Origin of the sequence: uncultured Roseobacter sp. (assembly GCF_947492555.1) — a bacterium.
In the GTDB taxonomy this organism is placed as follows: Bacteria; Pseudomonadota; Alphaproteobacteria; order Rhodobacterales; family Rhodobacteraceae; genus Roseobacter.
The window spans coordinates 285,887-299,030 of the sequence record NZ_CANLNE010000002.1 but is presented as its reverse complement, the minus strand read 5'-3'; the positions used below and the strand labels follow the sequence as shown (position 1 = coordinate 299,030).

Here is a 13,144-nt window from a genome sequence, read left to right as displayed (position 1 = left end):
TTTATAGCCTCAGAATTGTTTGCATCATTTCATCTGCCGCTTCGATCATACGCGCGTTCGCGGCGTAGGTCTGTTCGACCAAAAGCAGCTTTTGCAGTTCCTGATCCGTATCAACCCCCTCCGCGAGAACCAGTTGCGTCAACTCGTTAAATTGGGTCGAAGTAAAGGTTTGGGTCTGTTCGGCCTGTGCTCTGTCGGCCCCCAGTTGAGATGTCAGTGTCGACGCGAGATTGATTGCAGAAAACGCGCCGCTGCCGAAGTCACCAGAGGCAGGAACACGTCGGGCAGTCAGTGTTTCGGACAAAGCTTGCAGCAGACGGGAGTCGCCGACGTCGCCCTGTACCGCAGCATTTATCCCATCGCGCAGTCGCCAGGATTCGCCGCCTTGTCGATCGTCAATTGCAGCGTTGATAGACAGGCGTTCTGAAATTCCGACTTCATTCACAGGATCAAATGCGATGCCAGAGTCCGTGAAAATCCCTGCATCTCCAACTGCCAATGTGGGATCGACAGCTGGATCCTGGAACCGTTCTATAAGATCTCGGGTCAAAGCATCCAGTTGAGTCTGGGCTTCGACGCCAAGCTCGTCCCTGATTTCGAATTGAGCGCCCAAGGAGCCGCCGCCCAAGGCACCGCGCGCACTATCCGTTTGTACCGGATATCCATTTACGGTCAGGCCGGACAACATGCCGCCGCCAAGCGTCATGTAAGGTGTAACTTGGTTGACGGCGCTAAATTCAATCTCAGCGACTCCGCCGTCAAGTAGGATGGCCCCCCCAGTGGAATAGAGTGCGATTTGCCCGTTCTCTCTTGGGACTTGTCGCACTGGCACCATTGCGCTGATCTCATCAACCAACGCCTGACGATTGTCCTGAAGTGCGGAGGTGTCGCCACCAAGGGCCGCTGTTTTTGTAATCTGACGATTTAACTCCTGGACACTGTTCAAGGAGGAATTGAGTTTCTTTACTTGGAAGTCGATGCTGCGATCCGCGTCACTGCGTGCTTCCTGAATGTCGCGCGAAGCGGACGAAATGAGGGTTGCGAGGTCGCGGGCGGCATTGACGGATGCATCGAGTCGCTCCGGTGCATCCGGTCGACTTGTCGCGGTTACAAGGCTGCTTTCGAACTGGGCAATGCGCGCGGAAAGTGAATTAGGATCGTCCGGAATGCCAAGAAAATCCTCGTAACTTTTCAGGAATTGCGTTCGGTCGCTGGCATTGTTGAACGCTGCCTCTGCGAGCCCGCGGTCCACCAAGAGGGCCGGATTCACGTTGCGTGTTATGCCATCGATCCGTACGCCGCCCAGCTGCGAAGATGTCAGGTCTACGGAGCGAACCCCGTAGCCCGGCGTCATTGCATTGGCGATGTTTGCCGAGATCGTTTGCGAATTGCGCCCCGCGGCGCGCAATCCGGTCATGGCATTTGTTAACGCAGACGAGATTGTCATATCAGGCCCTCTCTCTTGTTCTATTCACCAAACCAGGTCAGGTTTACCGCTTGATGTTGGTTGTTTCCTGCAACATTTCGTCAACCGTCTGGATCACTTTGGCGCTCGACGAATAGGCGCGCTGCGTCTTGATCATATCGGTCAGCTCGCCCGCCACGTCCGTCTTCGATTCTTCGCGTGCAAAAGACACGATATCGCCTGTTGGACCGTCACCTGAATCCCACAGGAAGAAGGAGCCACTTTCACGGGAAGGCAAATAGGTTTGATTGTCAAAAGCCTGCAGCCCGTTGGGGTTTGGAACATTGATCAGGGGGACTTGATACACGACGCGAATTTCACCTGTGTCGAAATTGGCGCGTACAAATCCGTTTGCGTCAACGTCCAGACCGATGAAGTTCCCGATTGCCGAACCGTCCTTGGTCACAGAAATCGGCGCAAAGTTATACGACAGCTGAGAAAGCCCCTCAGTGTCGCCAATAGCGCCGATATCAACTGAAATTGGACCAGCAGCTACGTTTACGCTGATCAGGCCCGTCGCCGGATCGTACACCGGGCTCGGACCTGCTGGTGTCACTGTAGCGATCGGTGTTACCGTTGCCAGTGTCCCACCGCCAGTACGTGCGTCCGTAAAGGTCATGGTGTAGCGACCAATCTCATCTCCGCCTTGTGCGGAATCCGTCATGACCATTGTCCACTCATTGGTGGCCGGGTCGCCTGCTGCCGCTGGTGGCGTTGGCTCAAACGAGATGCCAATGCTTTGCGACGTGCCCAGGTTGTCGAAGTATTCGACTGACAGTTGTTCGGTGAGCGCGGGTGCGCCGAATTCGGTTTCGGTCGCCGGTAGGTTGATGCCCAGGCTCATGTTAAGTGTTGGATTTCCCGCCAACTGGCCGGTGTTGATGCGAATGGGTTCAAGCCCGTCAGCAGTATCGCGCGGGTAAGCCGGTATCGATCCATCGGCAGCTGCCGGCCAACCCATCAGAACAAGGCCGGACTGGGAGGTCAGGTAGCCCTCTGCGTCAGTTCTGAAAGATCCCGTGGTTGCCAGAAACATCGGTGCGTCAGTGCCTGCTGTCTGCACCTGGGCAGCTTGGGCAACGGGTAGCATCCCGCCACCGCGAACTGCGAGATCTGTCGGGTTGGAGGTACCTAAAAGGGTGCCGTTTTCACCGATGAGTCGTTGGGTATTGGCGCGCACACCGCCCGCTGCATAGGAGCCGCCACCAGAGGACAGAACCATGGATTCGAAATCCGTTTGCACGCGCTTGTAGCCAAAGGTGGATGCGTTCGAGATATTGTCCGAGATGGACGCTAACCTTTGCGCATTGGTTCTCAACCCTGCAACACCTGCGTTGAGCGATGAAGAAATTGTCATGGGCACGCCTTTCTGATGTGATCATCCATTGACCACTCAGATAGACACCCCGACTTAACACCGCGCTAACAGATAAAATGCGCCCTATTTAGGCCACAATTTACCGCAGGAGTACAATTTCCACCCTGTCATTGCGCGTGGCCATCGGATTGCGATGCACCGGCTCTCTGTCAGCATGGCCGGTTACGCGCTGCATTCGCTCTGCTGACAGACCATTTTGCTGCAACATCAGACGTGTTCGCGTGGCACGGGCGGCGGAGTTATCCCACACCGGGTTGTCCGCCAGAACAATCGGACCAGCACGTACGTGGCCACCAATCGCCACATCATTTGTAACACTTTGACCGATGCTGGCCACCATTTCGACAAGCGTTTCCATGAGCGGTGTGGGGCGATCTGTGCCTTCAACAAACAAGGGCAATCCGTCGAGCGCAAAGAGTTCAATGACCAGGCCTTCGTCCGTGATGCGTGTCACGATGTGCTTGAGCGCGTTCTCCATCACGGTGCTTTCCCCGCCTCGCGCAGTCAGTTCTTCAACGACTTTCTCCAACTCTTCGTCGGTCATGTCGCGCGCACCGCCTTCATCGCTGGTGCCGGATTCGCCGCGAGACTGCTGTTGCTGGGCCGCATAATGGGTGGTCGCACCCAGACCGTTCTGCGGCAGGGTTTCCTCCGAGAAAATGCTCTCACCGCCAAAGGATCCGTCCCCGCCACCGGAAACGCGATTGATCGGAATGGTCGGCGAGAAGTAATCCGCCAACCCCTGCCGTTGTTGTTCTGTCGTCGCATTCAACAGCCACATCATCATGAAAAAAGCCATCATCGCCGTGACGAAGTCCGCATAAGCGACCTTCCAGGCGCCACCATGGTGGCCGCCGGCGATAATCTTCTTCCGTTTGATGATGACTGGTGCCAGATTGCTCTGCGCAGCCATATCTCACCACTCTCATATTCACCCGACAGCAGGGATAGCGCAAAAGGTGTTTCCACCTCCTTAATGCGAACCTGATTTTCTGCCTTGTCACCAGGACGGGAGCGCTGCCAGATGTCGATCAGGGAGACCACGATGTCCGACTCCGTCACAGACAGCACTTATTCATGGGTCAGGCTTTTGCTGACCCTTGCGATTGCCATGATCGCCAATGTGGGGATGTGGGCGATCATCGTGATCATGCCAGCGGTCGAGGCGGAATTCGCTGCGGGCCGGGCGGAAGCTTCCATGCCCTACACACTGACAATGATCGGTTTTGCTGTTGGAAACTTTGCCATAGGCAAGGCGGTTGACCGGTTCGGGGTGACGGCGTCGCTGGTGGCGGCCGCCATTGGTATCGCTGCGGGATTTGGCCTTGCAACGCTGAGCCAGTCGATCGTGATGCTGTCGCTGGTGCAACTGCTTGTCGGCTTTGCCTCTGCCGTCGGTTTTGGCCCACTGATCGCAGACATCTCCCATTGGTTCGTGCGTCGTCGTGGTATTGCGGTCGCTCTTGTCGCCAGTGGTAACTACCTGTCCGGGGCAATCTGGCCGATGGTTCTGGCAGGTATGCTGGAGGAAACCGGCTGGCGCAGCGTGTACCTGTTCATGGCAGTGGTCACGCTGGCAGGCGTTATCCCCCTGTCGATGGCACTGCGCCGCCGCCTGCCACAGGAGGCGCAGGTGGCAGCACAGGCAAAATCACTGCAGAATTCCAGCTCCGCCGGGTTGTCGCCGCGCGCCCTGCAATACCTGCTTGGATTGGCAGGCATCGGTTGCTGCGTGGCCATGTCGATGCCGCAGGTGCATATCGTTTCTTATTGCGTCGATCTTGGGTATGGCCCGGCCGTCGGTGCCGAGATGCTGGCCCTGATGCTGTTGGGCGGGGTCGGATCGCGCATCGTATCCGGTCTGATCGCTGACCGTCTGGGGGGAGTCAAAACGCTGCTGATCGGGTCGGCCCTGCAATGTCTGGCATTATTTTTGTACCTGCCGTCCGGCGGATTGGTGTCGCTCTACTTGGTCAGCCTGATATTCGGGCTCAGCCAGGGCGGCATTGTCCCCAGCTATGCCCTGATCGTGCGGGAATACATGCCCGCACGCGAGGCAGGTGCGCGGGTGGGGTTCGTGATGATGGCGACGATTCTCGGAATGGCGTTGGGCGGATGGATGTCCGGCTGGATTTACGATGTCAGCGGCTCCTATCAACTGGCGTTCATCAACGGCATTCTCTGGAACGGTCTGAACATCGTGATCATGCTCTGGCTGCTGTCGCGCAGCAGGCCACGGCGGCCAACGGCAGTCCCCGCCTAGCGCGCAGAGGACCTGCGCGTTTTGGCCAGTGCAATCTGCTTTTGCCGCTCGCGAAACCGGTCCTTGTCTGCCTCGGAGGTCTCATCCACGCAGTTGTGACAGCTCACACCGGCTTCATATTCCGGGCGATCCCTGTCCTGCGGCAGAATGGGGCGCCTGCAGCCATGGCACAGCATGTGTGGACCCTCACGCAACCCGTGCTCCACGCTGACTCGGTTGTCGAACACGAAGCAGGCACCGTTCCACTTGGTGTCTTCTTCCGGCACCTCTTCGAGGTACTTCAGGATGCCACCTTTCAGGTGATAGACGTCTTCGACGCCCTGCCCCAACAGGTAGTTGGTCGATTTCTCGCAGCGGATGCCGCCGGTGCAGAACATCGCGACCTTCTTGTTGTGAAAGCGCTGCTTGTTCGCCTCCCACCATGCAGGAAAATCACCGAAACTCTCTGTCTGAGGATCGACAGCTCCTTCAAACGTGCCGATGGCCACCTCGTAATCGTTGCGCGTATCGATGACTGCAACGTCCGGTTCCGAGATCAAAGCATTCCAGTCCTGCGGATCGACATAATGCCCGACACGTGCACGCGGATCGACATCCGGCTGCCCCATGGTGACAATCTCGCGCTTCAGACGCACTTTCATCTTGCCGAAAGGCGCGTGGTCACTGACTGCCGCTTTCCATTCCAGATCGGCACAACCCGGCAGAGTGCGCAGATGGGCGATCACCGCGTCGATCCCGGCGCGCGGTCCTGCAATCGTGCCGTTGACCCCCTCTTGGGCCAATAACAGCGTGCCCTGAACGTCCTGATCAATGCAAAGCGCGAGCAGGTCCGGCTTGAGGATGGCAGGGTCTTCAAACCTGGTGAAGTGATAGAGAGCGGCGATGGTATACATGGCCGCCCAGATAGGCCCTGTGCGCAGAGCAGGCAAGAGCAGAGTAGGATTGCGCAACCAAGCGCATCTGGGCACTTGCCATTGACGCCCCGAACGCCGACGCTTACGCACAGCATGAAAAGTAGAGAGGTGCGCATGGCCCATGCTCTGATCGTGATTGATGTGCAAAAGGACTTCTGTCCCGAGGGCGCGCTGGCGGTGCCGGAGGGCGACGCAATTGTTGGTCCGGTCAACGCGTTGATGACCGACGCCGAAGCGGTAATCCTCACACAAGACTGGCATCCGGCGGGGCATTCCTCCTTTGCCTCGTCACACGTGGGAAAATCGCCCTACGATTTGATCGACATGCCTTACGGCCCGCAGGTGCTCTGGCCGGATCACTGCATTCAGGGCAGCCTCGGCGCCCAGTTCCACCGCGAACTGCATGTGGACCGGGCAGATCTGATCATACGCAAGGGCTACAACCCGGCTATCGACAGTTACTCCGCCTTTTTCGAGAACGATCACGTCACACCCACCGGCCTTGAAGGCTACCTGCGCACGCGCGGCATCGATAGCCTGCTGATGGTGGGCCTGGCGTTGGACTTCTGCGTGAACTTCTCGGCTGTGGATGCCGCGAAGCTGGGGTTCGGCGTCACGGTGCGCACCGACCTTTGCCGGGCAATCGATCTCGATGGGTCGCTGGCCGCAGCGCAGGATGGCATGCGCGCCGCTGGTGTGGTGTTGGAGGCAGGCCATGGTTGATATCGCAAGGCGGGTCTGGAACCACAAGTGGAAGATCGACCCCATCGTGCGGTCGCTGATCGACACCGATTTCTACAAGTTGCTGATGTGCCAGTCGGTGTTTCGCAACAAACCGGGCACCCGCGTTACCTTCAGCCTGATCAATCGCTCCACACATGTACCGCTGGCCGACCTGATCGATGAGGGCGAGCTGCGCGAACAGCTCGACCACATTCGCTCGCTCTCGCTGTCGCGCGGGGAAAGCACCTGGCTGCGCGGCAATACCTTCTATGGCAAGCGCCAGATGTTCCGCCCCGATTTCATGGAGTGGTTCGAGCAGCTGCGCCTGCCGCCCTATCACCTCGAACGCAAGGGTGACCAATACGAGCTGACCTTTGAAGGCAGCTGGCCCGAGGTGATGCTGTGGGAAATCCCGGCCCTCGCCGTTCTGATGGAACTGCGCGGGCGCGCGGTGCTGAACCGCATGGGCAAGTTTGAGCTGCAAGTGCTCTATGCCCGCGCCATGACCCGCGTCTGGGAAAAAATCGAGGCGCTGCGCGACATCCCGGACCTGTCGATTGCTGATTTCGGTACTCGGCGGCGGCACAGCTACCTTTGGCAGGACTGGTGCGTGCAGGCGATGCAGGAGGGGCTGGGGTCCGCGTTCACGGGCACATCCAATTGCAAGATCGCCATGAATCGCGAACTGGAGGCGATTGGCACCAACGCGCACGAGTTGCCCATGGTCTATGCGGCTCTGGCCGAATCAGACGCAGAGCTTGCCCAGTCTCCCTATGACGTGCTCTCCGACTGGCACGAGGAGCACGAGGGCAATCTGCGTATCATCCTGCCCGATACCTTCGGCACCAAGGGTTTTCTGGACAAGGCACCTGACTGGCTGGCCGGGTGGACAGGTATCCGGATCGACAGTGGCGACCCGGCCAAGGCGGCCGAGATCGCCATCGATTGGTGGCGCGCGCGGGGGGAAGATCCGACAGCCAAGCGGATCATTTTCAGCGATGGGCTGGATGTAGACAAAATCCGCTCGCTGCATGGTCAGTTTTCGGGCCGTACAAATGTGTCCTTCGGCTGGGGAACGCTGCTGACCAATGATTTTCGCCACCTTGTCCCGGACGACCGGCTGGCACCCTTTTCGCTTGTCTGTAAGGCTGTCGCAGCCAATGGGACGCCTACGGTCAAGCTCTCCGACAACCCGAACAAGGCCATGGGACCGGCATCTGAGCTCGACCGCTACAAACGTGTGTTTGGCGTCGGCGATCAGGTCGCGCAGGATGTTATCGTCTGACGGGGCACGCAATGATTGATACGCACACCACCCATGACGCTGCCGAAGATGCCCGCAACCGGGACATCAAGATTTTCATAAACGGCGATCTTGTGCACCGTGATGAGGCAAAGGTTTCCGTCTATGACAGCGGCTTTCTCCTCGGGGACGGGATGTGGGAAGGTATGCGGCTCTACAACGGGACATGGGCGTTTTTTGACGAGCACATGGACCGGTTCTTTGCCTCCTGCAAAGCGGTGTCGCTCGATGTCGGCACGGACCGTGCCGGTATTCTTGAGGCGCTGACGCGCACGGCCGAGGCAAACGGGATGGTCACGGATGTGCATTGCCGTCTGATGTTGACACGCGGCGTGAAGGTGAAACCCTTTCAACACCCCTCGCTCAGCCGCAGCGGTCCCACCTTCGTGATCATCATGGAGCACTCCAGGCCCGTTGACAGCCTGCAATCCAAGGGCATCCGCCTTGCCTCCGTGCCGCAGGTGAGGGGGCTGCCCACCTCGCAGGACCCGAAACTCAACAGCCATTCCAAGCTGAACTGCGTCATCGCCTGCCTGCAAGCCGAAGAGGCGGGCGCGGACGAGGCGTTGATGCTGGACCCGCATGGGTTCGTGAACACGACGAACGCCTGCAATTTCTTCATCGTCCGCAAGGGCGCGGTTTGGACGTCGACAGGGGACTACTGCATGAACGGCGTCACCCGGCAAAAGGTGATCGACCTCTGCCGTGCCAATGACATTCCTGTCTTCGAAAAGAACTTCTCGCTTTATGAAGCCTACGGTGCGGATGAGGCATTTTTGACCGGCACATTCGGGGCGCAGACGCCGGTTGCCAGTATTGACGGCAGGCAAATAGGAGACGGCGCGCGCCCTGTGACCGCGCAAATTCAGAAGCTCTACAAAGGGCTGATCACTCAGATGACTGGATAGACACACCTCTGCGTATGGTTCGCCCTAGCCGTCTTAGATCGTCGCCCATTGTTCGATTTATGCACTACAATTCGAGAGTTTTTCGTCATCCGTGCTGACACTGTCGATGTGCGTATTGACTTGCGCGCCTGCGTCTCAGTGCCAGCCCCTTCCCACCATGTCTTTGACTCCTCAGTGCATCCTGAACGGAGCGGTGAGTGGTTTGCCAACGTGATTTCTGCTGTCATTGATGGACCGGGCGGCTTGTTTGCGCGGATAAACGTTTTCCGCACCCTTAGGTACCAGAAGATGCATTACTTCATTGCGCCGACGAATGCCGACGCCTGATTTCTTGGCAACCTTGTACAGATTGACAATCACCATGGATTTCGTCCAGCCGGTTTCCGCGACGATTTGGTCGACCGAAGACCCCTGGCCCAGTGCGTCTATCAAATAGGCGGCCACCGTGCCTTCCTCCGGCAACACAACGTCTGCTTTGTGGCGTGCTGGTTTGACCAGAATGCGGTCTGAATTCAGATGGGTCAACGCTGCCACGCGTCCTGACCGTGCGAGTTCCAATGTCATAAAGCTATCCTCTCTTTAACAACTACCTGGAAGACGGGAGGAATCGCCGAATCTGTCGTGCAGCACTGCCGACGATTCTGTCGCAGGAACGGCCAGACGGGCCTGTTCGAGCCATTTTGGCATTCAACCAACTCCCAAGCTTGCCCCACCCAGATGTCGATTGCGAAAGATGCCCGAGATAAACGCGGTGCACCTGTCTTGCCCAAGTTATGCCACATTTCTGCTCGAATTCAACACACGGTCTGAATCGTCGTTGTCCGGGAAACACTCCTACGTTCCGGGCGAGATTAGGGTCACAAACGATGGTTAACCAGGGGGTAACTAGCGGTAGAAGTTGAATAAAGTATATGCTTTATAAATAGTTACCGAATTCATGCGGACGCGACTGAAAACTTCACGCGACGGTGGAAAAAAGCCGGGAACATACGAATCAGTTTACTGCCTTGTACGCAACATCCATCGACTGCTGATGCAAGTTCGACCGTAGATTGTGGTAGAATTGTGGCCTTAGGTTCCTGTTCCCTGACCATATGCCCGGGGCGTCTATCTTGATCCGGCAACGCTTTTGTTAGCGCCTTGTTCGAGGGAACCTTTTTGTAAGGCTTTGCGATATACTCAAACCAGCCAGCTTTGACGCGTAGGTGAACGTATAGTGAGGAAATTGTTATGAAACGTCGTGATTTTATCTTGGCATCAGGCGCCAGTGTTGTGACCATCGGCGCCGGTGGCGCGCTTGCGTCCGTTCCGGCCAGCCTGCCGGATTACAACATGCCGGAGGAATTCTTGCCGCGAGAGGTGCGGATCAAGAACGACTTTGCGCCCTTTGAAATCCATGTAGATCCGGCGCAATTTGCGCTCTACTGGACGCTGCCGGACCAAAAGGCGATCCGTTATTCGATTGGTATTGGACGCCCCGGACTCTATGAGGCGGGCGAATTCTATATCGGGGCCAAGAAGGAATGGCCCAGTTGGACACCCACACCTGACATGATCGAGCGTGACCCTGAAAGCTATGCGCGCTTTGCCGACGGTATGGCGGGCGGGATCAACAACCCGCTGGGCTCACGTGGTTTGTACCTGTTCCAACCGGGCGTGGGCGACACCTTCCTGCGCGTTCATGGCACGAATGACCCCAAGACAATTGGTCAACGCGTGTCCAACGGCTGCGCGCGGCTCGTGAATGATCAGATGATCGATCTCTATGATCGCGTGCCAATGAACAGCCGTGTCGTTCTCTATCCTGCCGATCTTAGCTGACGAATTTCGCGACTGTGTGACTTGCTTCGACACTACTATCCCGCTGCCCAGGGCGGTAGCGGGATCGTATGGCAGGCCTTGGATCAGGCTTGCCTACATGCTGAATGACAGCTATTCGGCCGCCCAGCCGGACACTGCTTTCACCTCGAGGAACTCCTCCAGCCCGTAAATGCCGCCCTCGCGACCATTGCCGGATTGTTTGTACCCACCAAAGGGCGAACCCTGCGCAAAGCCCTGACCGTTGGTTTCCACCATGCCCGACCGTAGGCGCCGTGCTACGCGTCGCCGTTTCTCGTCATCTTCCGTTTGCACGTAGTTGGTGAGGCCATAGGGTGTGTCATTGGCGATGGCGATTGCCTCCTCCTCGCTCTCGAAGGGAATGATCGAGAGAACCGGTCCAAAGATTTCCTCGCGCGCGATGGTCATTTCGTTGGTGACATCGGCAAAAACCGTGGGTTTCGCGTAGTAGCCGCGGTTCAGACCGTCAGGACGTCCCAGACCTCCGGCGACAAGGCGTGCTTCACCCATACCGGTCTCGATCAGCGCCTGCACCTTTTCGTATTGCGCTTTGGAGACAAGCGGACCGATGTGGCGGCCTTCTTCTGACGCAGGACCCACATGGGTGGCCTTGGCGGTTTCCGCTGCCATTTCAACAGCTTCATCATAGCGCGACTTGTGTACCAGCATGCGCGTGGGCGCGTTACAGGACTGGCCGGTGTTGCGGAAACAGCGGATGGCGCCCTGCTTGGCGGCCTTGGGATGGGCATCCTCAAAAATGATATTGGCGCCCTTGCCTCCCAACTCCAAGCTCACACGTTTGAGCGTATCGGCAGCGGCCTTTGAAATGGCGATACCTGCGCGGGTGGAGCCGGTAAAGCTGACCATGTCGACGCCGGGATGCGCGGAGAGTTGGCTGCCGACGCCAGCGCCGTCACCGTTGACCATGTTGAAAACGCCCGCCGGGAAGCCCGCCTCGTGCACGAACTCGGCGAACAACAGTCCGGAGAGCGGCGCGATTTCCGACGGCTTCAGGACCATCGTGCACCCGGTTGCCATTGCAGGCACAGCCTTGAGAATGATCTGGTTCATCGGCCAGTTCCACGGCGTGATAAGTGCACAAACGCCGATGGGTTCGAGCAGGGTCTTTTCCGTTTCAGTGAAATCCCGGTCAAAGCTGAAGTCCTCGAAAGCCTTCAGGAAACCCTCAAGGTGCCAGCTGCCCGCACCGACCTGCTGCGCCCGGCTGAGATCAATCGGCGCGCCCATTTCCATCGACATGGCCTGCGCCATCTCTTCAGATCGCGCGTTGTAGACCTCCAGCAGCTTCCGCATCAGCGCGGTACGCTCTTCCTTGCTGGTCTGCGACCAACTGTCAAAGGCCGTGCGCGCTGCGGCAACCGCCGCATCCGTATCCGCCTGATCGCCCAGGGAGATTACCGCGCATTGCTCTTCGGTCGACGGGTCGATGACGGCGAAATCATGCGCCTCGGCGGGGGCGACCCACTGGCCGTTGATATAGAAATCACGTTTTTCCAACATGGGTTCTCTCCTGTTTCTATGCTGCTGATCACTGCGACGCAGATGATTTTGCGGCACTCTGTCACCGGGGGCGACCCTCTGCAAGAGAGGGGATGAAAGACGCGAGCGAAGGTATTAGGTTAACGGCACGAGTCACTCACAGCATTGCACCGGAGGACACTATGGGCTTGCGCATCAACGACACTGTGCCGAATTTAACGGTCGAAACAGACCACGGCACGATACAACTGCACGACTGGATCGGCGACAGCTGGGCCATCCTGTTCTCGCACCCCAAGGATTTCACACCTGTGTGCACCACTGAATTTGGCGCCGTGGCGCAATTGGCGGAAGAATGGGAAAAGCGGGGCACCAAGGTGATCGGCGTGTCGGTGGACGGCGTCGAGGATCACAAGAAGTGGAAAACCGACATCGAAACTTTCGGCGGCGCCAAGGCTGGGTTTCCGATCATCGCGGATGACGGGTTAGAGGTCTCAAAAGCCTTCGACATGCTGCCTGCGGAAGCCTATTTGCCGGATGGCCGCACCCCCGCCGACAGTGCCACCGTGCGTTCGGTCTTCATCATCGGGCCGGACAAGCAGCTCAAGCTGAGCATGACCTACCCGATGACCGTGGGCCGGAATTTTGCTGAAGTGCTGCGCGCGCTGGACGGCTTGCAGATGTCCATTGGCAAAGGGGTGGCGACACCTGCAAATTGGAACGTGGGCGATGATGTGATCATCCCGGCGACGGTTTCCGATGAGGACGCCAAGGCCAAGTTCGGCGAGTTCAACAAGATCCTTCCGTATCTGCGCACGACAAAGGCGCCAGAATAGTCAGCCTTGAGGCGG

The 13,144-nt window shown here is 57.9% G+C and carries 12 protein-coding genes; 6 read left to right on the top strand and 6 right to left on the bottom strand.

Annotated features, from left to right (window positions below; genetic code table 11):
- Position 1: 1 nt before the first annotated feature.
- From flgK to Q1A07_RS08465, 3 genes are all read right to left on the bottom strand, one after another.
- Positions 2-1,447, bottom strand: coding sequence for a flagellar hook-associated protein FlgK (flgK, locus tag Q1A07_RS08475; protein WP_299779759.1), 1,446 nt, complete (start codon positions 1,445-1,447; stop codon positions 2-4).
- A gap of 43 nt (positions 1,448-1,490) precedes the next feature.
- Positions 1,491-2,822 carry a flagellar hook protein FlgE gene (locus Q1A07_RS08470; RefSeq protein WP_299779757.1) on the bottom strand — a complete coding sequence of 444 codons (1,332 nt, stop codon included), beginning with the start codon at positions 2,820-2,822 and terminating at the stop codon, positions 1,491-1,493.
- A gap of 100 nt (positions 2,823-2,922) precedes the next feature.
- The gene (locus Q1A07_RS08465) at positions 2,923-3,756 is read right to left on the bottom strand and encodes a flagellar motor protein MotB (RefSeq protein WP_299779755.1); all 834 of its coding nucleotides are present in this window, start codon (positions 3,754-3,756) and stop codon (positions 2,923-2,925) included.
- A 132-nt stretch (positions 3,757-3,888) separates the two neighbouring features.
- Between Q1A07_RS08465 and Q1A07_RS08460 the strand changes: the two genes are divergently transcribed.
- Positions 3,889-5,106 (top strand): MFS transporter, encoded by a 1,218-nt coding sequence (locus Q1A07_RS08460; protein WP_299779753.1) that lies wholly within the window; start codon positions 3,889-3,891, stop codon positions 5,104-5,106.
- Here the strand turns inward: Q1A07_RS08460 and Q1A07_RS08455 are convergent.
- A complete protein-coding gene (locus Q1A07_RS08455) occupies positions 5,103-5,999 on the bottom strand; it encodes a rhodanese-related sulfurtransferase (RefSeq protein ID WP_299779751.1) in 897 nt (298 codons plus the stop codon). The genes Q1A07_RS08460 and Q1A07_RS08455 overlap by 4 nt on opposite strands.
- A gap of 135 nt (positions 6,000-6,134) precedes the next feature.
- On the opposite strand from Q1A07_RS08455, the gene pncA reads away from it, so the two are divergent.
- From pncA to Q1A07_RS08440, 3 genes are read left to right on the top strand one after another with little or no spacing between them, the layout of a single operon-like run.
- The gene (gene pncA, locus Q1A07_RS08450; RefSeq protein WP_299781374.1) at positions 6,135-6,743 is read left to right on the top strand and encodes a bifunctional nicotinamidase/pyrazinamidase; all 609 of its coding nucleotides are present in this window, start codon (positions 6,135-6,137) and stop codon (positions 6,741-6,743) included.
- Positions 6,736-8,028, top strand: a complete 1,293-nt coding sequence (pncB, locus tag Q1A07_RS08445) for a nicotinate phosphoribosyltransferase (protein WP_299779749.1) — start codon at positions 6,736-6,738, stop codon at positions 8,026-8,028. Before pncA ends, pncB begins: the two co-directional genes overlap by 8 nt.
- 11 nt (positions 8,029-8,039) lie before the next feature.
- Positions 8,040-8,954, top strand: a complete 915-nt coding sequence (locus Q1A07_RS08440) for an aminotransferase class IV (protein ID WP_299779747.1) — start codon at positions 8,040-8,042, stop codon at positions 8,952-8,954.
- Between the two features lie 171 nt (positions 8,955-9,125).
- On the opposite strand, the gene Q1A07_RS08435 is transcribed toward Q1A07_RS08440, so the two are convergent.
- Complete coding sequence (locus Q1A07_RS08435; RefSeq protein ID WP_299779745.1) at positions 9,126-9,479, bottom strand: hypothetical protein; 354 nt, start codon at positions 9,477-9,479, stop codon at positions 9,126-9,128.
- Between the two features lie 705 nt (positions 9,480-10,184).
- Here Q1A07_RS08435 and Q1A07_RS08430 point away from each other — a divergent pair.
- Positions 10,185-10,775, top strand: a complete 591-nt coding sequence (locus Q1A07_RS08430) for a L,D-transpeptidase (RefSeq protein ID WP_299779743.1) — start codon at positions 10,185-10,187, stop codon at positions 10,773-10,775.
- A gap of 111 nt (positions 10,776-10,886) precedes the next feature.
- Here Q1A07_RS08430 and Q1A07_RS08425 read toward each other — a convergent pair whose 3' ends face one another.
- Positions 10,887-12,314, bottom strand: a complete 1,428-nt coding sequence (locus tag Q1A07_RS08425; RefSeq protein WP_299779741.1) for an aldehyde dehydrogenase family protein — start codon at positions 12,312-12,314, stop codon at positions 10,887-10,889.
- 161 nt (positions 12,315-12,475) lie between these two features.
- Between Q1A07_RS08425 and Q1A07_RS08420 the strand changes: the two genes are divergently transcribed.
- Entirely contained in the window at positions 12,476-13,129 is a 654-nt protein-coding gene (locus Q1A07_RS08420; protein ID WP_299779739.1) for a peroxiredoxin, read from the top strand.
- Positions 13,130-13,144: the final 15 nt, after the last annotated feature.